24 protein-coding genes are annotated in these 21,230 nt (G+C 36.7%); 13 read left to right on the top strand and 11 right to left on the bottom strand.

Features of this window, described 5'->3' with window-relative positions; all coding sequences use genetic code 11:
* Positions 1-83: 83 nt before the first annotated feature.
* The 7 genes from ACPF63_RS04220 to ACPF63_RS04190 form a co-directional block, all read right to left on the bottom strand.
* Positions 84-782, bottom strand: coding sequence for an urease accessory protein UreF (locus ACPF63_RS04220; RefSeq protein ID WP_077418501.1), 699 nt, complete (start codon positions 780-782; stop codon positions 84-86).
* The gene (gene ureE, locus ACPF63_RS04215; protein WP_077418500.1) at positions 775-1,284 is read right to left on the bottom strand and encodes an urease accessory protein UreE; all 510 of its coding nucleotides are present in this window, start codon (positions 1,282-1,284) and stop codon (positions 775-777) included. Before ureE ends, ACPF63_RS04220 begins: the two co-directional genes overlap by 8 nt.
* A complete protein-coding gene (locus ACPF63_RS04210; protein ID WP_426482083.1) occupies positions 1,274-1,921 on the bottom strand; it encodes a hypothetical protein in 648 nt (215 codons plus the stop codon). The genes ureE and ACPF63_RS04210 overlap by 11 nt, the downstream gene beginning before the upstream one ends.
* Before the next feature lie 173 nt (positions 1,922-2,094).
* Positions 2,095-3,816 carry an urease subunit alpha gene (ureC, locus tag ACPF63_RS04205; protein WP_426482082.1) on the bottom strand — a complete coding sequence of 574 codons (1,722 nt, stop codon included), beginning with the start codon at positions 3,814-3,816 and terminating at the stop codon, positions 2,095-2,097.
* Position 3,817: 1 nt separating this feature from the next.
* Entirely contained in the window at positions 3,818-4,186 is a 369-nt protein-coding gene (gene ureB / locus ACPF63_RS04200) for an urease subunit beta (RefSeq protein ID WP_047387761.1), read from the bottom strand.
* 11 nt (positions 4,187-4,197) lie between these two features.
* Positions 4,198-4,500, bottom strand: a complete 303-nt coding sequence (gene ureA, locus ACPF63_RS04195; protein WP_047387758.1) for an urease subunit gamma — start codon at positions 4,498-4,500, stop codon at positions 4,198-4,200.
* 155 nt (positions 4,501-4,655) lie between these two features.
* Positions 4,656-5,021: a hypothetical protein gene (locus ACPF63_RS04190; protein WP_077418498.1), complete on the bottom strand. Its 366-nt coding sequence runs from the start codon at positions 5,019-5,021 to the stop codon at positions 4,656-4,658.
* A gap of 406 nt (positions 5,022-5,427) precedes the next feature.
* Between ACPF63_RS04190 and pruA the strand changes: the two genes are divergently transcribed.
* The 3 genes from pruA to ACPF63_RS04175 all read left to right on the top strand — a co-directional run bounded on the left by pruA (position 5,428) and on the right by ACPF63_RS04175 (position 8,028).
* Positions 5,428-7,053, top strand: a complete 1,626-nt coding sequence (pruA, locus tag ACPF63_RS04185; protein WP_077418497.1) for an L-glutamate gamma-semialdehyde dehydrogenase — start codon at positions 5,428-5,430, stop codon at positions 7,051-7,053.
* A 298-nt stretch (positions 7,054-7,351) separates the two neighbouring features.
* Entirely contained in the window at positions 7,352-7,573 is a 222-nt protein-coding gene (locus ACPF63_RS04180) for a cytochrome C551 (protein WP_077418496.1), read from the top strand.
* Between the two features lie 248 nt (positions 7,574-7,821).
* Positions 7,822-8,028: a hypothetical protein gene (locus tag ACPF63_RS04175; RefSeq protein WP_077418494.1), complete on the top strand. Its 207-nt coding sequence runs from the start codon at positions 7,822-7,824 to the stop codon at positions 8,026-8,028.
* Positions 8,029-8,432: 404 nt separating this feature from the next.
* Here the strand turns inward: ACPF63_RS04175 and ACPF63_RS04170 are convergent, their stop codons facing one another.
* Entirely contained in the window at positions 8,433-10,061 is a 1,629-nt protein-coding gene (locus tag ACPF63_RS04170) for a tetratricopeptide repeat protein (protein ID WP_426482081.1), read from the bottom strand.
* 301 nt (positions 10,062-10,362) lie between these two features.
* Here ACPF63_RS04170 and ACPF63_RS04165 point away from each other — a divergent pair, with 301 nt between their 5' ends.
* Entirely contained in the window at positions 10,363-11,523 is a 1,161-nt protein-coding gene (locus ACPF63_RS04165; RefSeq protein ID WP_426482080.1) for a thioredoxin fold domain-containing protein, read from the top strand.
* A gap of 217 nt (positions 11,524-11,740) precedes the next feature.
* On the opposite strand, the gene ACPF63_RS04160 is transcribed toward ACPF63_RS04165, so the two are convergent.
* A complete protein-coding gene (locus tag ACPF63_RS04160) occupies positions 11,741-12,763 on the bottom strand; it encodes a 3-oxoacyl-ACP synthase III family protein (RefSeq protein ID WP_426482079.1) in 1,023 nt (340 codons plus the stop codon).
* A gap of 73 nt (positions 12,764-12,836) precedes the next feature.
* Here ACPF63_RS04160 and ACPF63_RS04155 point away from each other — a divergent pair, with 73 nt between their 5' ends.
* The 5 genes from ACPF63_RS04155 to ACPF63_RS04135 all read left to right on the top strand — a co-directional run bounded on the left by ACPF63_RS04155 (position 12,837) and on the right by ACPF63_RS04135 (position 16,898).
* Complete coding sequence (locus ACPF63_RS04155) at positions 12,837-13,736, top strand: magnesium transporter CorA family protein (RefSeq protein WP_047387733.1); 900 nt, start codon at positions 12,837-12,839, stop codon at positions 13,734-13,736.
* 107 nt (positions 13,737-13,843) lie between these two features.
* The gene (locus ACPF63_RS04150) at positions 13,844-15,430 is read left to right on the top strand and encodes a patatin-like phospholipase family protein (RefSeq protein WP_426482078.1); all 1,587 of its coding nucleotides are present in this window, start codon (positions 13,844-13,846) and stop codon (positions 15,428-15,430) included.
* Positions 15,431-15,468: 38 nt separating this feature from the next.
* Positions 15,469-15,969, top strand: coding sequence for a DUF2199 domain-containing protein (locus ACPF63_RS04145; RefSeq protein ID WP_426482077.1), 501 nt, complete (start codon positions 15,469-15,471; stop codon positions 15,967-15,969).
* Positions 15,970-16,443 (top strand): hypothetical protein, encoded by a 474-nt coding sequence (locus ACPF63_RS04140; RefSeq protein ID WP_426482076.1) that lies wholly within the window; start codon positions 15,970-15,972, stop codon positions 16,441-16,443.
* A gap of 2 nt (positions 16,444-16,445) precedes the next feature.
* The gene (locus ACPF63_RS04135) at positions 16,446-16,898 is read left to right on the top strand and encodes a hypothetical protein (RefSeq protein ID WP_426482075.1); all 453 of its coding nucleotides are present in this window, start codon (positions 16,446-16,448) and stop codon (positions 16,896-16,898) included.
* A 42-nt stretch (positions 16,899-16,940) separates the two neighbouring features.
* On the opposite strand, the gene ACPF63_RS04130 is transcribed toward ACPF63_RS04135, so the two are convergent.
* A complete protein-coding gene (locus ACPF63_RS04130) occupies positions 16,941-17,471 on the bottom strand; it encodes an NAD(P)H-dependent oxidoreductase (RefSeq protein WP_426482074.1) in 531 nt (176 codons plus the stop codon).
* Between the two features lie 91 nt (positions 17,472-17,562).
* Between ACPF63_RS04130 and ACPF63_RS04125 the strand changes: the two genes are divergently transcribed.
* Complete coding sequence (locus tag ACPF63_RS04125; RefSeq protein ID WP_426482073.1) at positions 17,563-17,940, top strand: winged helix-turn-helix transcriptional regulator; 378 nt, start codon at positions 17,563-17,565, stop codon at positions 17,938-17,940.
* 75 nt (positions 17,941-18,015) lie between these two features.
* On the opposite strand, the gene ACPF63_RS04120 is transcribed toward ACPF63_RS04125, so the two are convergent.
* Positions 18,016-18,576: a DNA-3-methyladenine glycosylase I gene (locus tag ACPF63_RS04120; protein WP_426482072.1), complete on the bottom strand. Its 561-nt coding sequence runs from the start codon at positions 18,574-18,576 to the stop codon at positions 18,016-18,018.
* 163 nt (positions 18,577-18,739) lie between these two features.
* Between ACPF63_RS04120 and ACPF63_RS04115 the strand changes: the two genes are divergently transcribed.
* From ACPF63_RS04115 to ACPF63_RS04105, 3 genes are read left to right on the top strand one after another with little or no spacing between them, the layout of a single operon-like run.
* Positions 18,740-19,654, top strand: coding sequence for an alpha/beta hydrolase (locus tag ACPF63_RS04115; RefSeq protein ID WP_426482071.1), 915 nt, complete (start codon positions 18,740-18,742; stop codon positions 19,652-19,654).
* Positions 19,654-20,049, top strand: coding sequence for a hypothetical protein (locus tag ACPF63_RS04110; RefSeq protein ID WP_426482070.1), 396 nt, complete (start codon positions 19,654-19,656; stop codon positions 20,047-20,049). The genes ACPF63_RS04115 and ACPF63_RS04110 overlap by 1 nt, the downstream gene beginning before the upstream one ends.
* Before the next feature lie 52 nt (positions 20,050-20,101).
* Positions 20,102-21,115, top strand: a complete 1,014-nt coding sequence (locus ACPF63_RS04105; protein ID WP_426482069.1) for a TQO small subunit DoxD — start codon at positions 20,102-20,104, stop codon at positions 21,113-21,115.
* Positions 21,116-21,230: the final 115 nt, after the last annotated feature.

Here is a 21,230-nt window from a genome sequence, read left to right as displayed (position 1 = left end):
TACCGTGAATATTTTACGATCGCAAAGGCGTTTCACTCAGCAATGTGCATCGTATTCTGCATCATCAGCTATTTACCTTTTCCTTACGACATATAAAGTCTTGAATACAATCTCTCATGCTGCATACATCTGATATCGAAAGCGGTATTACAAAGTCCTACCATATCTCTGTCCAGCTCTATGGTTTCCCAGACTGTTTTTTCCATTACAGGATAAAGGGAAAATAAAATATCTTGTCCATCCAGCTGACCAAGAGGAACAAGCTTTACCGCATTGGTGATCATTCCCGCCACTGAGGTATAATAGAATCCTAAAAGAGCTTCATACAAAGGAATTTTCATTAGGTAAGCATACACTCCGAACACAATACAATAATGGGAATTGGCTTCTTTATTCTGCACTGCTTTTTCAAACGCTTCCATAAAAGGGAAACGGTCTCTCCTTTTAAAGATTTTGATCAGCCTGATCCCCAATTTCTGACTGGCCTGGCGAATTTCCTTCGGACATTTTATAGCGTTACACTCATTATCAAGAAGTAACAATGCCTGCAAATCTCCTTTTTCCGCTGCTTCATACGCCAGTTTTACAAAAGCCCCGTCATTAAATTTAAGGTTGTACTGAAGCATATTCTGCACAAATTCTTTGGCAGTACCTAAATTATGTACAATCCTTTCCTGCACATAGGTTTCAAGTCCGTTGGAATGAGTATACCCTCCGATGGGAAGTGTCGGATCTGCAAGATGAAGCAGTCCTGACAGGAAATTTATGTTGATATTATTCATCTTTCGGAGCTGCCATTTTTAAGATTTTTGTAAAGATTGTTGATCCCAGACTTCCATGCCCGTGGGGTTCTACATTGGATTTAAGAAGATTCAGCAGTTTCACAGATTGTTTCTCCGGGTTGAAACCGCTTGCTTCCAGCCATCTGAACATCGGCATTTCAAAAGGAAGCAATACTTTATCATTCTGAATGAAAAGCGGAATATGTTTGTTTCCGATCTCATAACATACGGTACCCATTTCCAGGAGTGAAGCGGGTGACATCACGATCGCTTCCGTCTCCAGAACATTTACCGCGATTATTTTTTCTGCATCCTCAAAAAGAATATCTCCTTCACGCAAACGCTGTCCTTCTCTGAGAAACTTGATCGCAACGTCAGTTCCCTGTCTGGTTTTTTTGCGCTGGATTCTTTTGGTAGTTTCAAACCATTCCAGATCAAGATAATCTATGGTTTTCCCTGTAGGATTTTCAGAAAGGTTGCCTGTGATTTGATTAATTATCATTTTTGGATTTTTTTCTAAAGTCTAAGTTTTTGGAGATTCCTACCCCGAATGTTGAACCACTGATTCCTGCTACATAGTTCTTCGTCCAGCCTTCTTCTTTGGTTTTAGTCTGAAGCATTGAAAGTTCTGCAAATTTGAATTTCAGGGCCCAGCCTCCTCCCAGTAATATTCCGATCAAGGGATAGGCACGAAGACGGAATCCGTTAAAGTTCTGCATTGCATCAGCAGCCGTTGACAGCTGCTGTCCCCAAACATAGTGAGCATCTACCTGCCCGATCAGTACAAAGTACTTTCCAAGCATCAATGAAGGGCTGTACCAGATACCTGCTTCATTTTGTTTGTAGACTACATTATGATCAACTGTATTCTGTGAGTAAGCATAATTGGCTCCGATAAGGTCATTATTGTTAATGAAGTACCCTACTCCAAGCGGTGCGCTTGAAACAGTACTGCTGCTGCTGGATGGAGTTGTAAGTTTAGAATAGTCTAATGAACCATACACCATAAACTGTCCTTTTGGTCCGTCTTCATCACTTTTAAGCCTGTGCCCGCCCAAAAACTGAGCGCTCAGATTTCCTGAAAGCATAGACATTCCGGCTACCGCAAGAGAAACAACTGTTTTATTTAAATATTTCATTTTAAACTTAGTTCTATAATTATTTTAAATTCAGTGAGTAAACCTTGGATAAAGAAGTACCTGAAAGTGTCATTCTAAACGAAATGTAGTGAAGAATCCCTATGAGATTCTTCCTTCGTCAGAATGACAAAGCCCAATAGTTTCGCTTTCAGATACTGTATTTTAAATTGATCTTAGAATAAGTAATACAGCTGGGTTAAAGGAAGTTTTTCCGCAGGTTCGCAAGTGATGTACTCACCGTCTACCGTTACTTTATAGTTTTCAGGGTTCACTTCAATTAAAGGAGTCTTATCGTTATGAATAAGGTCTTTTTTGGAAATATTTCTACAATTTTTTACCGGAAGAATCATTTTCTCCAATTTGTAAGAAGCAATAGTTCCGTTGTCGATAGAAACCTGAGAAACGAAATTCGCACAAATACCAAACTTGGCTTTTCCATGAGCTCCGAACATATTTCTGTAAATAATTGGCTGAGGTGTTGGAATAGATGCATTTGGATCTCCCATTTTAGCAGCAATCACAAACCCTCCTTTTACAATCATTTCCGGTTTTACTCCGAATAATGCAGGCTTCCAGATCACCAAATCTGCCAATTTACCTTCTTCAAGAGATCCTACATATTCTGAAATACCATGTGCAATAGCGGGATTGATGGTATATTTAGCCACATATCTTTTTGCACGGTAATTATCGTTTCCACTATCCTGATCTTCAGCTAAATCACCTCTCTGCTCCTTCATTTTGCTTGCCGTCTGCCATGTTCTTGTAATCACTTCTCCCGGCCTTCCCATCGCCTGAGAATCCGAACTCATGATGCTGAAAACGCCCATGTCATGAAGAATATCTTCTGCTGCAATGGTTTCAGGGCGAATACGGGAATCAGCAAAGGCTACATCTTCAGGAATATTCTTGCTCAGGTGATGACAAACCATCAACATATCTAAGTGCTCATCAATCGTATTGACTGTGTAAGGACGTGTAGGGTTTGTAGAAGCGGGCAGTACATTTGGGTACATTGCTGCTTTAATGATATCCGGAGCGTGACCTCCACCAGCTCCTTCTGTATGGAATGTATGGATCACTCTTCCGTTGATTGCTCTCATTGTATCTTCCAGGAATCCTCCTTCATTCAGCGTATCGGTATGGATAGCAACCTGAACGTCATATTTATCCGCTACTTTCAGTGCTGCATCAATTGTTGCGGGAGTTGCTCCCCAGTCTTCATGGATTTTCACACCTAAAGCACCTGCTTCTACCTGCTCTTCAATAGGTTCTTCTGCCGAACAGTTTCCTTTTCCGAAGAAACCAAGGTTCATAGGATATTCTTCTGCTGCCTCAAGCATTTTCTGCATATTGAGTTTTCCCGGAGTCACTGTTGTAGCATTAGTTCCGTCATTCGGACCTGTACCACCGCCAATCATTGTTGTGATCCCGCTGTATAGAGATGTTTCGATCTGTTGAGGACAGATGTAGTGAATATGGGTATCAATACCTCCGGCTGTTACGATATATCCTTTTCCACCGTGGACTTCAGTTGAAGCTCCAATAATCATATTGGGACTTACACCATCCATTGTATCAGGGTTACCTGCTTTTCCGATTCCTACGATCTTTCCGTCTTTGATTCCGATATCACCTTTTACAATTCCCCAATGGTCAATGATGACAGCTCCTGTGATGCAAAGGTCCAGAACACCTTCATCTCTTTTAGCAGTAACATTCTGTCCCATTCCGTCACGGACTGTTTTTCCTCCTCCGAAAACGGCTTCGTCTCCATAGTGAGTGAAATCTTTTTCAATTTCAATGATTATTTCAGTGTCTCCCAGTCTGATTTTGTCTCCGGCTGTAGGACCTAATATATTGGCGTATTGTTTTCTGTCTACGTGTAAGCTCATCTTAATGATTTTTAAAGTTTAATTCTTCAACTTTTGCAAGGCTTGCCTTTTTCTGTTCTTCGGAATCTATCTGTCCGTCGACAAGGTTGTTGAAGCCCATTGCTTTTTTGGTTCCTCCTATTTCTACCAATTCCACTTCTTTTTCTTCTCCCGGTTCAAACCTTACTGCAGTACTTGCTACAATATTCAGTCTCTTTCCGAAAGCTTTTTCACGGTCAAAGCTCATCGCTTTATTGACTTCAAAAAAGTGGAAGTGTGAACCTACCTGAATAGGACGGTCTCCGGTGTTTGTTACTTTTATTTTTACAGTTTCTCTGCCTTCATTGCAGATAATTGTACCTTCTTTTACAAAAATTTCTCCTGGTATCATAATCAGTAGTATTAGCGGATTGGGTTATGTACGGTTACCAGCTTAGTCCCATCAGGGAAAGTGGCTTCAATCTGAACATCGTGGATCATTTCTGATACGCCGGGCATTACGTCATCTTTAGTAAGAAGATTAGCGCCTTCCTGCATCAGTTCGGCTACTTTTTTTCCATCTCTTGCTCCTTCAAGCAAAAAGTGGCTGATGAGTGCAATTGATTCAGGATAGTTTAATTTAAGGCCTCTTGCCTTTCTTTTTAGAGCGAGTTCGCCTGCCAGAAATAGCATAAGCTTTTCCGTTTCTCTCGGTGTTAAGTGCATAGTATTTTTATTTAAAATTGGACAAACAGTACTGGTTCACCTCTCCATAAAGGCAAATAGACATGTTCAAAAAATGTAAAATGGGAATGATTTTTACGGATCTGTATTGAGTGAATACAAACCACAATGGATCATTAAAAATTAAAAAAAAGGAATTAGCAGCCCGCTATCTGCAGGCAGTGATACAGAATGTATCTTGGTGCTGTAATGTAGGTACGGTTTTGAACAGCCGCAACCTGTGTATTGTAAGTATAGCCTGCAAAGAAATAATTGAGCCACTGCTGTGCAAGTACTGAGTAATCAAATTTCACTTTCTCCCAGTCATTGGAATCCTGTACATCCTGCACATCTGAAAAACTATACATTTCAGGCTGGGTCTGCTGATCGGATTTCTGCTGAAGGAGATTGATTTTTGAGATAATATCAGAGTATGACTGAGTTTTCCCTTTATGTGCAAAAAGACCCGCACACAACGCTGAGAAAAACATCAGAAAAGAGAAAAATAAAACTCTTTTTTTCATACTATTAATAATGGTGTAAAATTAGAACAATCTTAAAACCTTGGCTATCAAAAAAATTATTTAAAATGTTCAAAATCACAACAAATACAATTTTATGTAATTTTAACATTTCATGATAAATCCCTTATTTATAATACTTAAGCATAGTTTATGAACTATGACAAATATTTTATTGTCCTTATTCCTATAATTCTGATATTCCACTTTATCTTTTCCTTCTATTTAAAAGATCGAATAAATACATCCAATATTATCAACACAACATGTTAAAAATCCTTTATTCATTAGCTATTACTTAACAATAAGCTTTATTTCATAAAAACAGGCGGTATTTTTTTCTTTCCTTATAATTATCGTAAATTTGTATACACATCTTATTTAATTTAATAAAATAATAAAACGTAATATGTCAAAAGCAATTTCGCAAGTACCATTAGCGGTAAATGAGCCGGTAAATTCTTATGAACCGGGATCTCCGGAAGTTAAAAGCCTTATCGACACTTATAAAAAAATGTGGGCTGAAAAGGTGGAAGTTCCAATGATTATCAATGGAAAAGAAGTGAAAACTGATACAAAAGTACAGCTTCAGTCTCCTCAGGATCATGCTCATGACTTCGGTTTCTACTATCAGGGTGGTATGCAGCATGTGGATGACGCTATCAACGCGGCATTGGCAGCTAAACAAGAATGGAATGAACTAGGCTGGGAACAGCGTGCAGCAATTTTCTTAAAGGCAGCTGATCTTTTGGCTGGTCCTTACAGAGATGTGATTAATGCTGCAACAATGATCGGGCAGTCTAAGAATGTACACCAGGCTGAAATTGATGCAGCTTGTGAATTCATCGACTTCTTAAGATTCAATGTAGAGTTCATGACAGAAATGTATGCTGAGCAGCCGGTTTCTGACAATGGAATCTGGAACCGCGTTGAATACAGACCATTAGAAGGATTCTGCTTTGCAGTAACTCCGTTCAACTTTACTGCTATTTCCGGAAACCTTCCTACTTGTATGGCAATGTTAGGAAACGTTGTAGTTTGGAAGCCGTCTGACAAGCAGGTATATTCTGCAAAAGTAATTATGGATGTATTAATAGAAGCTGGTCTTCCTGCAGGTGTTATCAACATGATCTTTACAGATGGAAAAGAAACTGCTGAAAAAGTATTGGCACACCGTGATTTTGCTGGTCTTCACTTCACAGGTTCTACAAAAGTATTCCAGGGAATGTGGAAAATGATTGGTGATAATATCCACAACTACAGAACATATCCAAGAATTGTTGGAGAAACAGGAGGGAAAGATTTTGTAATCGCTCACCCATCTGCTAACGTAGAAGCTGTAGCTACTGCCTTGGTAAGAGGTGCTTTCGAATATCAGGGACAAAAATGTTCTGCTGCTTCAAGAGCTTATGTACCTAAGTCTCTTTGGGCTGACGTGAAAAAAGTAATGGAAACTCAGATGAATTCTATTAAAGTAGGTTCTCCGGAAGATACTTCTAACTTTGTAAACGCTGTAATTGACAAAAATTCTTTCGAGAAATGTAAAGGATATATCGACAGAGCAAATGCTTCAGGTGAAGCTTCTGTAGCAATCGGTGGAAAAGTTGATGATTCTAAAGGATGGTTTGTACACCCAACAGTAATTGAAACTACAAATCCTCACTACGAAAGTATGGTAGAAGAGATCTTCGGGCCAATCTTATCAATCTTTGTATATGAAGATAAGGACTGGAAAGAAACGCTAAAACTTGTAGATTCTACTTCTCCTTATTCATTAACAGGTTCTGTATTTTCACAAGACCGTTACGCGATCAATGAAGCTTATAAAGCTTTAGAGAATGCTTCAGGTAACTTCTACATCAATGATAAACCAACAGGTGCTGTAGTGGGACAACAGCCTTTCGGTGGTGGTAGAGCTTCAGGAACAAATGATAAAGCAGGTTCTAAAATGAATCTTCTGAGATGGACCTCTGTAAGAAGTGTAAAAGAAACTTTTGTTTCTCCAAAAAACTACAAATATCCTTATTTGGGATAATAAAAGATAAATAATCATTGATAAATGATTGAACAGCCTCGGAATTTCGGTTTCGGGGCTTTTTTGTGGGATGCAGAGTTCGAGGTTTAAGATTTAAAGTTTAAGGTTACTGGTAGCCAGAAATATACTTTTACTTCTCCAATACTTCAATACTCTCTCCCCTAATCCCTAATCCCTAATCCCTACAACCTGTTACCTAACATTTTTTAACAAACTTTACCTATATTTTACGACTTTCCCTACCCTCTTAGGAATAATTGTTGATTTTGGATAGGTATACACCCCAAAATAAAATAGTATGAAAAAGTTATTGCTAACAGTCATTGGAATAGGAATATTTGCAGTGAGCTGTGGAACCAAAGAATCGACAATGTCATCGAGCAATCGTGATTCAGCGACAGTAGAAAATACTCAAAAAAGTATACCGCCTACAACCACTGATACAATGACTACAAAAATGACAAATCCTGACAGTGTCAAGATAAAAAAAGATTCAGCGGTAATGTCTCCAGTCAAATAGTATTGATATACGTTCAATTTAAAAATGGAAAATCTGCAGATGAAATCGCTGCAGATTTTTTTATTGGATAAAGCCAATGGGACGAATATTTTTTTGTTAGTGAGTTAAAATCCACCCCCTATTGAATTTTAATAATAACATCTTTTATCTTTTATCTTTTATCTTTTATCTTTTATCTTTTATCTTTTATCTTTTATCTTTTAATTAATCTTATATTTGATTATTACCAAACATTAATATATACTACTATGAAAAAATTCTGGATAGGAGCAGTTCTTGGACTTCTTTTCCTTGGAAGTTGTGCTCAAAATAAAGAAAAACGAGAGGAATATAAAGATGCCCACAACAAGGAATCTTTAAGAAACAAAATGGGTGATTCTGCTGTAGCTAATTCTATACCCGCTCCGGCAGCTGATACTTCAAAAACCAAACCCGACAGTCCAAAAGTTAAATAAAATCACAAATCCACAGACTTCTGTGGATTTGCACTTAAAAAAACTTGACTGAAAAAAAACCGGGCAATCAACCCCGATTATAAGATATGGTTTATATTCTGTGAACAGAATACTTCCTTTAAAGATAAAAACAGGAACCGTGGCTGTTTCAATGATGAAATATACACGCGTTCCATATATAAATTTTCATGGTTTAGTTTTCAGCTTAGGGATGATTTTCTTACTATACTATTATTTCAGGAAAAGAAATATTCCTTCAAAAAATAAAAGAGATAAGCTGTAGTATGATTGTATTCATGTCCCTCGAACTGGCGCAAAGATAGGATAGCAAAGGGTTCCTGTAAAACAATAGGTTGTTCATTTTCGTGAAAACAGTAAGATAGAATTTAAAAACCTATCTATTTTTAATCATTTTCAGGAAAATGAACATTTTTATCTGATTGATTTTCAGCATCAAGATATTTAATATAGGCTGATGGAGAATAGTCTGTGACCGCTTTGAAAACTGCAGCAAATTTACTGTGTGAAGAGAAGCCGCATTCATCAGCAAGGATGCTTATTTTATACTGTCGGTATTTCTCATCGTTGATCAGCTTATCCACAATATATCTGATTCTCAGTCGGTTGACATACGATTTAAAGTCAGCACTCTTATGCTGATTGATTACATAAGACAGATATTTTGTATTGGTATTCAATTCACCTGCAAGGAAAGACAGAGACATTCCCTTATTGTTATAGAGATCACCTTTCTCAAAATCTTCAAGAAGTTCAAGCAGCTTTGATTCTGTTTCGGAAGTCATCAGAGAATCATTTCGTCTTCGGTCTGTTTCAGAATCTTTTTCATCAATTTCTTCCACAGATATATTGGAAAACTCAGAACCATCGGATTGTTTTAAAGGATGATTACTCCTGCTGCTGATCATTTTCAACTGAGTTCTTATGATATTTCTAAACTTTGAACGTTGTTTTTTCTGTTTCATTCTGAAGAAAACAAGTAAGCCAACCAACAATGTAAACAGGACAATAATAGTGGCATTTTTCACCAGATTCATCTGTCCGCTCTTCTTACTGGTCTTCCCTTTTGAAACCTCTGCTCCTTTCATTGTGAAGCTTTGATTACGGGCTGCAATACTGTCGTATGTCCGTACATATTTCACAGCATATAAAGAAGCTTTGAAATTATCCCCCATCCCTTCATAGTAATCATTTATATTGGAGTATACTGCTTTTTTCAATGTAAGACTTCGGGAAGTGTCTGCTATTTTTTCTGCTTTTTTCAGGTATAGTTCCGCATCTTTCCAGTTTTTCTGCTTCAAACGGATTCCTCCCAGACCATTATAAACCAATCCGAGCGTACAGCTTCCGACTTTGAGCAAACCTTCAGCTTTCCTGTAATAATTTTCAGAAACAGGATAGTCATTCAGTTTGAAATAGACATCACCAAGCAACTGATAGGAAGCAGCAGCTGTTCTGTTTTCATTACGGCTGTTGATTCTCTCAAAATATTTCAGGGAAGATTCTATAAATCGTATTGCATTTGAGTAATTGCCCAGTTCCATTTCATAGAAAGCCATTTCCTGATTCAGGAGTCCTGCCGCCTCATTGCTTTTTTGAAAATCAGTAATCCTGCCGGAAGCTTCCAGTCCTTTTACAATGTATTTTTTAGATCTTTCATATAACCCTACCTGTCTATATTGCCTGGCAAGTAATCTGGTTACAACAGCCATCTGTTCCGGGTCATTTATCTGATTGATTATCGAGTGGACGTTTTCACTATAGCAAATTGCTTTTTTAAGCTCGCCGGCATGATGATAAAGTTCTGAAGAGAGAATAAGAGATTGTATTTTCTCAGAAGGTTTCTGTGCCAGCATATAAAGAGAATCTGCGGTCTTGATCGCTTTGGGTAAATCCTTATGTGCGGTAACAGAAGACGTTCTTTCACAGATAAGGTCAAAGTTGTTTTTTTTCTGAGCGAATATGGGGACTGCTGTTGCCAGCAAAAACAAAAATTTCAGGATATTTTTAGACATACAGAAACAAATTATTATTTTTATTTTATAATAATTCATCATTATTTTCACTGGGTGTCTTTTTGTTTTTTACAAAACTAGTGATATTTTATTTTTTATTAAAATATTATATTGAAATTTAATCATTTAACTTAAAACAGCGATTTACATTAATTTTAATAATTAGACCGAAATAATAAATGATTATCCTTCATATGAACTGATGCCTGTTTTAAAACCAAAATTCCTTTATAATTATTTTCAATATGAACGGCTCATGTGTCATCATATTTATTACATTTGCAGGGAATAAAAAGTTTTTATGAAAAAAATAGCAATACTTTCCTCAATCTTTATAGGAGTTCTTGCATGGGCGCAGGGAATTAAATTTGAAGACGGCAATTTTGCGTCTATCCTTGCCAAAGCAAAAAAAGAAAAAAAACTGGTCTTTATAGATGCATATGCTTCATGGTGTGGACCTTGTAAACTGATGGTAAAAAATATCTTCCCACTTCAGTCTGTGGGTGAATACTATAATTCTCACTTCATCAATGCTAAAATTGACATGGAAAAAGGTGAAGGAATTGAGTTGGCTAAAAAATATAATGTAAAAGCATTCCCTACTTACCTGTTTATTGATGGAAACGGTGAAGCAGTACACAGAACGTTAGGATATGTTGAAGAAAAAGACTTTATCCAGTTTGCCAAAGATGCCGAAGATCCAAACAAAAGACTGACTTCTCTAAAAGAGCAGTTTGAGAAAGGAGAAAAAGATCCTGAGTTCCTAAAGAATCTTGCAGGGCTTACAATGTATAATGATGCTGAGTTTGCCGGTAAAGTACTTAACCGTTATTTCCAGCAGAAACCAAGTTTAGATCAGGAAGATGTTCAAATGCTTCTTTCAGGGGTTCAAACTACAGACAGCCCTTTGTACAAAATTTTTCAGGATAAGAAAGCGGATATCGTTAAATTCTTCCCGGAAGATAAGTATGAAAAGTTTGACAAAAACATCAAGTTGAATACCGTTTCCAAAAAAGCATATAATGCAGATACAAAAAAATGGGACGACAACTATTTCATGTCTGAAACTCAGAAATTCCTAAGCAAAGAAGAGGCTGACAAGATCTTAAAAAGAATGAAAGCCAACAGAGCTTTAAAGAATAAAGATATTCCTGAGTATGAAAAATTGATCCTTGACTTATACAAAGACTATTCTGCAGCAGGTTCTGAAGAACTGAATTCTCTTGCGTGGAACTTCTTTGAAAACGTAAGCAATAAAACATCTCTTGAAAAAGCAATTGCATGGGCACAGGAATCTGTAAAGAAAGATCAGAACTTTGCTAATACAGATACTCTGGCAAATCTTTACAATAAGATTGGGGATAAGAAAAATGCAAAAACATGGGCTGAAAAGTCTATTGAGCTTGCAAAAAGCACAGGACAGGATTCTACGGATACCGAAAAATTATTGAAAAGCCTTTAATAGGAATACATAAATCAAAAACCGCAGAACTTTAGCAGTTCTGCGTTTTTTTTATATTGTTTGGAGAATAAATGTTGCCAACCGCCCCGTCAAAAATTCTTTGAATTTTCCCCACCCCTCCAAAGGATGGGAATTTTCACGTCTTCAGCTGTAATATGAGTGGAACATAAAGCTTTCTTTCTGTTTTATAGATACAAAAGCTATTTACTCTCTTCTCTTAGTATTCAAACAGCACACTTCCCCAGGTAAATCCGCTTCCGAAAGCTGAAAGAAGTACCAAATCACCTCTTTTAATTTTCCCTTGTTCAATCGCTTCACTTAAAGCAATAGGAATAGAAGCAGCGGTTGTGTTCCCGTATTTCTGAATATTGTTAAAGACTTTTTCATTCGGTAATCCGAATTTATCCTGTACAAACTGAGCAATTCTAAGGTTCGCCTGGTGCGGAATGAACATATCAAGATCTTCAACTGTTTTTCCTGCTTTGTTTAATGCTTCCATCATCGTTTCAGGAAATCTTGTCACTGCATGTTTGAACACGAAGTTACCGTTCATGATTGGGTATACTTCTTTGTTAGTTACATTTTCAGGTTCTCTTCTCATTCTGTCACTCCATCCGAATTTTGAACCCGGGAACTGCGTACAAAGTTCGTCTGCATATTTACCTTCAGAATGCATATTCACCGCTAAAATATCTCCTGAATTTTCATCTTCTGAAGCTGAAAGTACAACGGCCCCTGCTCCATCTCCGAAAATAACAGAAACTCCTCTGCCTTCATCAGAAAAATCTAATCCGAAAGAGTGAACCTCCGCTCCTACAACAAGAATATTTTTATAAGTACCTGATTTAATAAATGCATTGGCAACACTCATAGAATATACAAATCCCGAACATTGATTTCTCACATCCAGTGCTCCAATTGTATCGCATCCCAACATATCCTGAAGCAATACCCCGCTCCCAGGAAAATAGTAATCCGGAGAAAGGGTTGCAAAAACAATAAAATCAATATCTTTTGAGGTAAGACCTGCGTTCTGAATGGCTTTTTCTGAGGCTTTAAACGCTAAATAAGCAGTAGTTTCCTGAGCGTCATTCCTGTTTTTTCTATGTCTGCGTTCCTTGATACCCGTTCTTTCCGTAATCCATTCATCATTGGTCGTCATTAGTTTTGCTAAATCATCATTTGTAACAACGTTATCTGGAACATAAAATCCCACACCTTTTATTGTACTTTTAATCATATAGTTTTTTAATTTTGGCAAAGATAAAACTTATTTAACACATAGTTTTTCAAAATATTAGTATTTTTACTTTATGCCAATTGATACGATATACAGAACCTCCCAGTGCGAATGGGTAGATGTAGAGGCTCCTACTGCAGAAGACCTGAAATTTCTTCATGAAAGATATGAAATCAATAATCTTCTTCTGGAAGATACCATGGACCCCAACCACCTTCCCAAATATGAAGAGGACGGAAATATCAAATTCTTTCTCCTGCGTGAAAGTACAGAACTGGAAAGAAAGAATCTGAATACCATCAGTGACATCAGTACCAAGATCGGGATTTTTTTGGTGGAGAATACCATTATCACCATCCACAGGATGAAAACCAGAAGTATCACCGAAGTCAAGAAGAAAGTTTCTTTAATTCAGGAAGACCTTAATCCTCAGCAGATCACACTGATGATTGCTATATTGATCATGAAAAGTTTTGATGATGAATCTTTAAGTCTGTTTGAAACTATGGACAATATAGAGAATGAGATTTTCCTTAAAAACACCAATCATACAAGCCAGATCCGCCGTCTTTATAAACTGAAACGAAAATCAGGATTGAATTCACGGGTACTGGTGATTTCTACGGATGCCATTGATAAATTTAAATTATTGAATTTACAGGACTCCGAAATTGTTGATTTGAAAGATAAACATAAAGATGTAGTGGCAGATTTTGATCACTTGAATATTCAGATCACCAACCTTATTTCCATGTTCCTGGCACTTTCGGATCAAAAGGCCAACCAGGTTATGAAAGTTCTGGCTATCTATTCTATTTACTTCTTACCGATCACCTTTATTGCCGGGGTTTATGGGATGAATTTCGATAATATGCCTGAACTTCATCATAAATACGGATATTTTATAACGCTGGGAGCTATGGCTACGGTCATGATCAGTACGTTTATTTATGTAAGACGTAAACAATGGTGATTAATTTTTATATAAGCACAAAGACGCAAAGATTTTATCTTCGATAAAAATATAAACCGGTTGATTGCTTTTTGCCTTTAACCCAAACACCATCAAGACAAAATACCATGACCTCGGAAAACCTCAACAAAATCATGGAAGATTCTTCTCTTTCGCAGGCCTCCAAAGATAAACTGGCTGCTTTGCATGAGAATATATCTGCCAAAGAATTCTCTGATCTCCTGGATCAGTCTGGGAATCAGTATATAGAGTTTGTGCAGGAAGGTGGTGGTGTCTGGGGAAGTGCACTGGTAGGCTATCTTTACGGGCTGGAAATATTTGGTATCCGTTTTCTGAAAGTAGCCGGAACGAGTGCCGGAGCCATTAATACGATGCTCATTGCGGCCTGTAAAACCAAAGAAGAGCCCAAAAGTGAGCTTATTAAAGATATCCTTTTCAGCTGGGATTTTTCCGATTTTATGGATGGAAAAACTTATGTAAAAACGACGCTGCATGCAATGCTTAACAATAAGGATTTTTTTAAGATCAATGCCATTATTGCTGCGATCCTGTTCATTATCCTGATCAGTATTCCTTTTTTGGTTTCTTCAGCTACTATACTGAATGCCAAACTGATGTTTTTGATTCCTCTGATTCCGGCTGTCATTCTCTTTTTCTGCATTCAAAAACTGTATAATAATTTTAGAAAAGAGAACAGCGGCCTCAACCCCGGAAATGTTTTTCAGAATACCATGCAAAATGCTCTGGATCAATTTGGAATCAAAACGGTGGCCCACCTCAACGAAAAATTTATTCAGAAAGAACGGGATCTTAACCTCAACTACCGGTATGGAAACGGTCAGGAATATTATACAATGACTCTGCAGAATATCGAAAAGATTAAAATAAAAAATAAGGAACATATTGATCAGACCCGATATCGAATTTTCTATGAAAGTGCCCTCAATAATGATTATTATAAAAACAATCCGTTTTACCTTCTCAAATCTGAATATGTGGTCATTACCACCGATATCAATGCTAAAATTAAAGTGGAACTTCCTACAATGGCCAATCTCTATTGGTCCGAAGAGGAACTGAAGCACATCAGCCCAGCGGAATTTGTAAGAGCATCTATGGCTGTTCCTTTTTTCTTTGAACCTTTTCAGAAACAGATCAATAAAGATGACAGCTCTGTAAAATACGCCTGGAGATATTGGATGAATACCAAACCGGAAGATATCAACCCTGCCGGGGTTTTCATTGATGGAGGCAGTATTTCCAACTTTCCTATTGACCTGTTTCATGCCGATGAAGTTTTTTATCCAAGAATGCCTCTTTTCGGAGTACAGCTGACTAGTGATTCTGCTATTCTTTCGCAAAGAGGGAAAACCAGTGCAGAAATCATGAAAACACCCTTCAGCTATGCCGGAAATATCATCAGTACGTTGAAAGGTTTTAATGACAAAACTTTCCTTACCAAACATACTTTTTACCGTTTATACAGTATACAGAGTGTGAACTGCGGTACCAGCAGCTGGCTGAATTTCTTTATGAAAAAAGAGGAAAAGGAAGAACTTTTCAACAGAGGTTTCCAGGCAGCCCTTGATTTTCTTAACACATTTGATTGGGAAAAGTATAAATATGAACGCATGATGCTCACCATGAAAGAGAAGAAAATACTGAAAGAAGAGGATACGCCGACGGTGGGATAAGGATTTTTAGGTATTTTAGCCGAAAAGCAAATTTAATCATGAAATACATCTGCCAATGCTGCGGGGAAGAAAAAGAAGACTGGCCGGCAATAGCCTATTCATACCCTTATTTTTATTCCTGCTTATCCGAAGAAGAATTAAAGAATGCTGAACTCAGTTCAGACCTGTGTGTTGTTGAAGACTCAGAAAATACGCACCGATTTATCCGCACAGTTCTTGTACAGGAAGTCGCGGATGACTGCAGAGATCTGGATTACGGAATATGGGTTTCATTGAGTGAGAAGAGCTATAATGAATATGTTGAGAATTACGATAATAAGAAATTTGAAGCTGAATATTTTGGATGGCTTTCTACCTATCTTCCGGATTATGAGTTTGAGGAAAGTGTTCCTACAACAGTTGTGGTAAATAATTCTATCGGCAGGCCATTTGTTTATCCTCACCAAAGCTATGAACATCCTTTTGTACATGATTTCTATAATGGAATTACAAAGGAAGAAGCAGAGAAAAGAATCAACAGGATTTTAAATAGAGAATAGATGAACTGGATTATCAGAAGTACAAAGAAAGTAAAATTCCATACCAATCTTCAGGAAGTTTTAAAGCCTATATGGGATGATCTGACTATTTATCACTGGATCTTAACTGATCTGGATTTTATATCTGAACAACCACTTCCTATTAATTTTGATGAAGATTTTTTTGTTTTGGATAATCCGGAATTTGAAAAGCTCTGTCAAAGCAATACTCAGATGATTTGGGGAATAATATCGGCTGTTTCAAACAGTATTGAACCAGATGCTTCATTAATCTCTAAATTATCTGCTGAAGATTCCATCGTTTGGGAATCTAATCATTTTTTAATTCAGGAAAGTATTTTAGAGATTATTGCTTTTGATAGCGGGTATACTATAGTAAAGTTTAAAGAAAAAAATCTTTCAGATAAATTTAAAGAATATTTTCAGGAACAGGCAGTAGATCTGCAAAAGTTCAATGAAAAATATATGAGTTGAACATGAAAAAATTTATCTCTGGAAAATTTCATATTATTCTTTTGGTACTCACTTTAGGATTGATCATATTCTGCATGGTAGACGAGAATTTATGGGTAAAAAAAATGCTCAAAAGTCCTAAATATACAATTGGAGAGGCTATTACGGATTGGCATCCAAAGAATAACAATGGTGTAGGAACAGATTATAGCTATCAGGTTAGTAATAAAATATATTATAAAACAACAAATTGTTCTTACAAAAAAGGAGATAAATTTCTCATCATTTTTGATTCTATCAAACCTAAAAATGCAAAAGTTCTTGACATTTATTCTATTGAGAATTATCTTATAGATTTAAAAATTCCCGCAAAAGGCTGGAAATATCAAGATGTCCCTTTTAATATTGATAGCAATACAATAAAGAAATATATTCAGAACTGGAATGTAGAACCTTTTGAATACATAGAAAAGTAAGTTGAACTCATTTAATTAAAGTCCAACTTTACTTTTACTCTGTTATAAAGCATCCAAAAACTCCAGATACATCGGAACACTTCTGTTGATCCATTCATCGGAAGAATCTCTTTCAATGCCGTAATAAACAAAAGGTTCTTTATAATCTGCTTTTATATAATCAAACGTCAGTTCATAAGGCCTGAAAAGCTCCTTCATGGTATATTTATACTCTCCGGATGTACTGTATCCTTCTTCATCAATTCCAGCAGTAACGGCCAGTGACATTTTCTTTCCTGCAAGCTTGAAACCACTGTTGCTTCCATACGCCCAACCATATAAAACCACCTCATCCAACCATTGCTTTAAAAGCGGCGGGCTGCTGAACCAGTAAAAAGGAAACTGAAATACAATTTTGTCATAAGACTCCATCAACTTCTGCTCCTGAGTTACATCGATTTTGCCATCAGGATAAGCTTCGTATAATTGATGAACCGTATATTTTTCAGGATATTTTTTTAATTCGTCAGTCCATTTTTTATTGATCACAGATTTTTCAATATCAGGATGGGTAACAATTACTAAAGTCTTCATTATGTTTAAATTTCTATTACAAAATTACGATACGTAACTTACATTTTGTACATTAGCCACCCATTGTATGGTACTATAAAAAATGTAAGTAATGACTAAAATAAAGGAAACTTCAACGAATTTTGCCAATAAAAAAGCGCTTGCTGATGAATGTCCGGAAATCTATGCTTCCAACATTATCGGGGGACAATGGGCATTGGCTATCTGCTGTTATCTGATCAATGGAAAAATGAGATTCGGAGAACTGAGAAAAAAGCTTCAGAATATTACAGAGCGTATGCTTACTCTTCAGCTTCGCAGGCTGGAAGAGGACAAAATCATTACCAGAACAGTATTTGCCGAAGTTCCTCCAAGGGTAGAATATGAGATTACAGAAATCGGGTACAAGCTGAAACCCATTATCCTCGAGTTTGAAAAATGGGGAAATGAACATAAAAAAGTAGTGAATGAAGCTACAAAGAATGATTGAGATTCCTACAGAATGACAAGGTGTGTGTTTAAAGTTAAATACTTCTATTTGTCATTCCGTAGGAATCTATGTCTATTATTGATCCAAACTTCTCTTCCACAAAGGTTTTTGAGCCAAAACCTTTGAATGTATCGGACAGGTTTCATGATGGGCTCCTTTCAGATATCCAGTACTCATGAGAAATTCGTTGACAATCTCTCCACCTGTGAATTTGAATGTTTTTTTGAATAACTTCATCCATTCCTGCAATGTTTTAGGATGATGATGTTCCAGCCATTTTTCAAATGACCCGAATTCTTTCTGAAGCTCTAAAATCGTTCTGGCATTTTCAATCGCAGCATTTACCTTTAATTTATTTCTGATAATTCCCGGATCATTCAACAGTCTTTCGCGGTCTTCTTCTGTATACGCTGCTATTTTCTGAATATTAAAATGATCATAGGCTTTTCTGAAACTGTCTTCTTTTTTCAGAACGGTTTCCCAGCTTAAGCCTGCCTGATTGATTTCCAGAATCAGCCTTCCAAACAATTCATTATCATCATGAATTGGAAATCCATAATAGTGGTCATGATAATTTTTGTGCAGTTCTTTTCTGCTTTCGGGCTGCATACCTTCTATTGCTAAACAATAACTCATTACAATATTCTGTTTAAATTCTAAATAATGTTGTAAAAATAAATCAGATTTGTGACAACTGTCCGTCAGTAGTGATTTTTATTTTTTAAATTTAATGATAATTCCATTTATTTTATCCTGCTCACAGAATATTCAGTAGTTTAGAGGATCCTAAAACGCTATCATGAAATCACTGTTTTCTATTATCTTTATTGTATGTTCTATTTTTTTAAATGCACAGAATCTATATTCTAAAGCCTATGGAAATCCAAAAAACATTCCTGTTATTTTTATTCATGGAGGACCGAGCGGAAATGCCACTTTATTTGAAGGAACTACAGCTCAAAAACTTGCTGATAAAGGATTTTATGTCATTGTCTATGACAGACGCGGTGAAGGCCGTTCAAAAGATGAAAATGCCACTATGACTTTTAAAGAAAGTTTTGAAGATTTAAAAGGAATTTACACAGCTTATCATATTAAAAAAGCAAATATTCTTGCTCACAGTTTCGGTGGAATTATCGGGACTCTATTCACTTCACAATTTCCTGAAAAAGTAAATTCTCTGACTCTTGCCGGAGCTTTATTTACCCAGCAGGAAACTTATGATCATATTTTAAAACAGGCAAAAGAACATTTTAAAAATGATTCTGTACAGCTCAAAGAGATTTCGGAAATAGAAAATCTGAATAAAAATTCTGCGGCCTATAGAAAAAGATGTTATGAAATGGCCGGTAAGCTGAGTTTCTTCGATATGCCCAATCCTACTCCCAAAAGTGAAATGCTGAGAAACGAATACAAGGCAGGTGAGTTTTATAAAAACAATATAAGAAATCCTGATTCACCCCTTAAATTCTATAAAAATGAAACTCTGAACAATCTGGATAATACTCCCGTTCTAAAAGACATCCGAAAAAAAGGAATTCCCATTTTTGCAGTGTATGGCAAGGATGACGGAATATTTTCAGAAAAACAGCTGAATGATCTTAAAAATATCGTTGGGGTGAAAAATTTCAGACTTATCGACAACTGTTCCCATTATTTATTTGTAGACCAGCAGGAGGATTTTTTGCAATTTATGAAGCTTACATTGAAATAATGTGTAGTTTTGTAACCATGCCCCATTCAGGACTCCATATGAAAACCTATAAAGCTGTCATTACGATGCTTGTATTGGTGTTTTCATTATCACCGTGTTCTGTAAAAAGAAATGTTCTTGATATTTTTGATATTCAGTATATCAGCGGGCTGAATAAGGTAAAGATAACTTCATCTCTTTCTTCCAGTTGTGACGCTGCATCCGCTTCAGCAGGAGTTTCAGTATCAAAAGCCAACATTCAGGGCCAATACAAAGATTCTTTTTCCAATTTTTATTCTTCTGCAGAGGTTTCTGCTGAAGAGAAGATTTTTTTCAATGAATACTCAGGGCATTCTACAGGAAACAGCCCGCCGAAATATATTCTGTTTAAAAGACTGAAGCTTAATCTGGTTTAAACTTTTTTAACCTAATTAAAAATCAGTTTTTTACAATACAATATTAATTTCAATGAAACATACTCTAAACAGCCAGTCTTCGGACATGGCCGGATTATATGCTTTATCCCTCCGCATGGTGATCGGATGGACTTACTTTTCAGCCTTCTGGCGCAGACTTATCCTTGAAAACAAGCTTATTCCTGATGAACAGGGATATATCGGGGAAAAATTCAATCACTTTTTACCGAATGCACTCGGTATAAAACCTATTATTGAATATCTGGTCACCCATCCTGATGCCTTACAGCGATCCATGATGATTTTCACTATTATTGAAGCTATTGTGGGATTATTCATTATTCTCGGGTTATTTACACGGCTGATGAGCATCGGCATCTTCAGTCTTGCCCTTGGGATTCTATTGGGTTCCGGCTGGCTGGGAACAACCTGTCTTGATGAATGGCAGATAGGAGTTTTAGGAGTTGCTGGCGGATTTGTTCTGTTTCTTACCGGAAGCGGTCCTTATTCACTGGATTACTATTTCATGAAGAATAACAAAATCTTCACTCAAAAAAGGTGGTTTCAGTGGCTTGGCTCAGGAAATTTTCCTGTCTCACAACCAAAAGTTCTTGTACTGGCAGGTTCGCTTATCATATTCGGGCTGACTCTTTTTACCAATCAGTATTTCCATGGAGGTGTATGGGGAGCCCTGCATAATAAATCGGTAAAACCGAAACTGGAAATTTCAAATATTTCCCATACTAATTCGGATTTAAAATTTGAAGTGTACAGGACGGAAGGGGCCGACGTTTATGGCTCTTTCCTGATAGGCATCCATATTCTGGACAAAAATGGAAATATTTTAAAAGCACTGGATCATCAAGAACTTTCTGAATTGTCTAAAGAAAATATACAGAATCATTATGTCACCAAAGTAAAACCCGGAAAGCACAGCTTGGTAATTCCCTTGGGAGCAAAGGCTGATGTAACTTTGGATATTGATGATATTCTTCAGAAAAGTGAAATTCATGCGCTGAAACTGATTGATGTGAGCGGAATTGAGTGGATAGAGAGGATGAAGTAGATTAAATTTCAAGATTCGGGGTGCGGGTTTTATGTTCTCGCTAAAGCCGATCCTTAATTTATAATGGTAAAAGCGGACTTTCGTCCGCTTTTATTAATATTTTGAGATAAAATTG

Origin of the sequence: Chryseobacterium sp. R2ACT005 (assembly GCF_049949215.1) — a bacterium.
In the GTDB taxonomy this organism is placed as follows: domain Bacteria; phylum Bacteroidota; class Bacteroidia; order Flavobacteriales; family Weeksellaceae; genus Chryseobacterium.
This window is presented reverse-complemented; position numbering and strand designations above follow the sequence as displayed.

What these genes read in the sequence shown, in the direction of transcription:
- ACPF63_RS04220 (WP_077418501.1), bottom strand. Translation starts at nt 782, where the DNA reads ATGAATAATATCAACATAAATTTCCTGTCAGGACTGCTTCATCTTGCA.
- ureE (WP_077418500.1), bottom strand. Translation starts at nt 1,284, where the DNA reads ATGATAATTAATCAAATCACAGGCAACCTTTCTGAAAATCCTACAGGG.
- ACPF63_RS04210 (WP_426482083.1), bottom strand. Translation starts at nt 1,921, where the DNA reads ATGAAATATTTAAATAAAACAGTTGTTTCTCTTGCGGTAGCCGGAATG.
- ureC (WP_426482082.1), bottom strand. Translation starts at nt 3,816, where the DNA reads ATGAGCTTACACGTAGACAGAAAACAATACGCCAATATATTAGGTCCT.
- ureB (WP_047387761.1), bottom strand. Translation starts at nt 4,186, where the DNA reads ATGATACCAGGAGAAATTTTTGTAAAAGAAGGTACAATTATCTGCAAT.
- ureA (WP_047387758.1), bottom strand. Translation starts at nt 4,500, where the DNA reads ATGCACTTAACACCGAGAGAAACGGAAAAGCTTATGCTATTTCTGGCA.
- ACPF63_RS04190 (WP_077418498.1), bottom strand. Translation starts at nt 5,021, where the DNA reads ATGAAAAAAAGAGTTTTATTTTTCTCTTTTCTGATGTTTTTCTCAGCG.
- pruA (WP_077418497.1), top strand. Translation starts at nt 5,428, where the DNA reads ATGTCAAAAGCAATTTCGCAAGTACCATTAGCGGTAAATGAGCCGGTA.
- ACPF63_RS04180 (WP_077418496.1), top strand. Translation starts at nt 7,352, where the DNA reads ATGAAAAAGTTATTGCTAACAGTCATTGGAATAGGAATATTTGCAGTG.
- ACPF63_RS04175 (WP_077418494.1), top strand. Translation starts at nt 7,822, where the DNA reads ATGAAAAAATTCTGGATAGGAGCAGTTCTTGGACTTCTTTTCCTTGGA.
- ACPF63_RS04170 (WP_426482081.1), bottom strand. Translation starts at nt 10,061, where the DNA reads ATGTCTAAAAATATCCTGAAATTTTTGTTTTTGCTGGCAACAGCAGTC.
- ACPF63_RS04165 (WP_426482080.1), top strand. Translation starts at nt 10,363, where the DNA reads ATGAAAAAAATAGCAATACTTTCCTCAATCTTTATAGGAGTTCTTGCA.
- ACPF63_RS04160 (WP_426482079.1), bottom strand. Translation starts at nt 12,763, where the DNA reads ATGATTAAAAGTACAATAAAAGGTGTGGGATTTTATGTTCCAGATAAC.
- ACPF63_RS04155 (WP_047387733.1), top strand. Translation starts at nt 12,837, where the DNA reads ATGCCAATTGATACGATATACAGAACCTCCCAGTGCGAATGGGTAGAT.
- ACPF63_RS04150 (WP_426482078.1), top strand. Translation starts at nt 13,844, where the DNA reads ATGACCTCGGAAAACCTCAACAAAATCATGGAAGATTCTTCTCTTTCG.
- ACPF63_RS04145 (WP_426482077.1), top strand. Translation starts at nt 15,469, where the DNA reads ATGAAATACATCTGCCAATGCTGCGGGGAAGAAAAAGAAGACTGGCCG.
- ACPF63_RS04140 (WP_426482076.1), top strand. Translation starts at nt 15,970, where the DNA reads ATGAACTGGATTATCAGAAGTACAAAGAAAGTAAAATTCCATACCAAT.
- ACPF63_RS04135 (WP_426482075.1), top strand. Translation starts at nt 16,446, where the DNA reads ATGAAAAAATTTATCTCTGGAAAATTTCATATTATTCTTTTGGTACTC.
- ACPF63_RS04130 (WP_426482074.1), bottom strand. Translation starts at nt 17,471, where the DNA reads ATGAAGACTTTAGTAATTGTTACCCATCCTGATATTGAAAAATCTGTG.
- ACPF63_RS04125 (WP_426482073.1), top strand. Translation starts at nt 17,563, where the DNA reads ATGACTAAAATAAAGGAAACTTCAACGAATTTTGCCAATAAAAAAGCG.
- ACPF63_RS04120 (WP_426482072.1), bottom strand. Translation starts at nt 18,576, where the DNA reads ATGAGTTATTGTTTAGCAATAGAAGGTATGCAGCCCGAAAGCAGAAAA.
- ACPF63_RS04115 (WP_426482071.1), top strand. Translation starts at nt 18,740, where the DNA reads ATGAAATCACTGTTTTCTATTATCTTTATTGTATGTTCTATTTTTTTA.
- ACPF63_RS04110 (WP_426482070.1), top strand. Translation starts at nt 19,654, where the DNA reads ATGTGTAGTTTTGTAACCATGCCCCATTCAGGACTCCATATGAAAACC.
- ACPF63_RS04105 (WP_426482069.1), top strand. Translation starts at nt 20,102, where the DNA reads ATGAAACATACTCTAAACAGCCAGTCTTCGGACATGGCCGGATTATAT.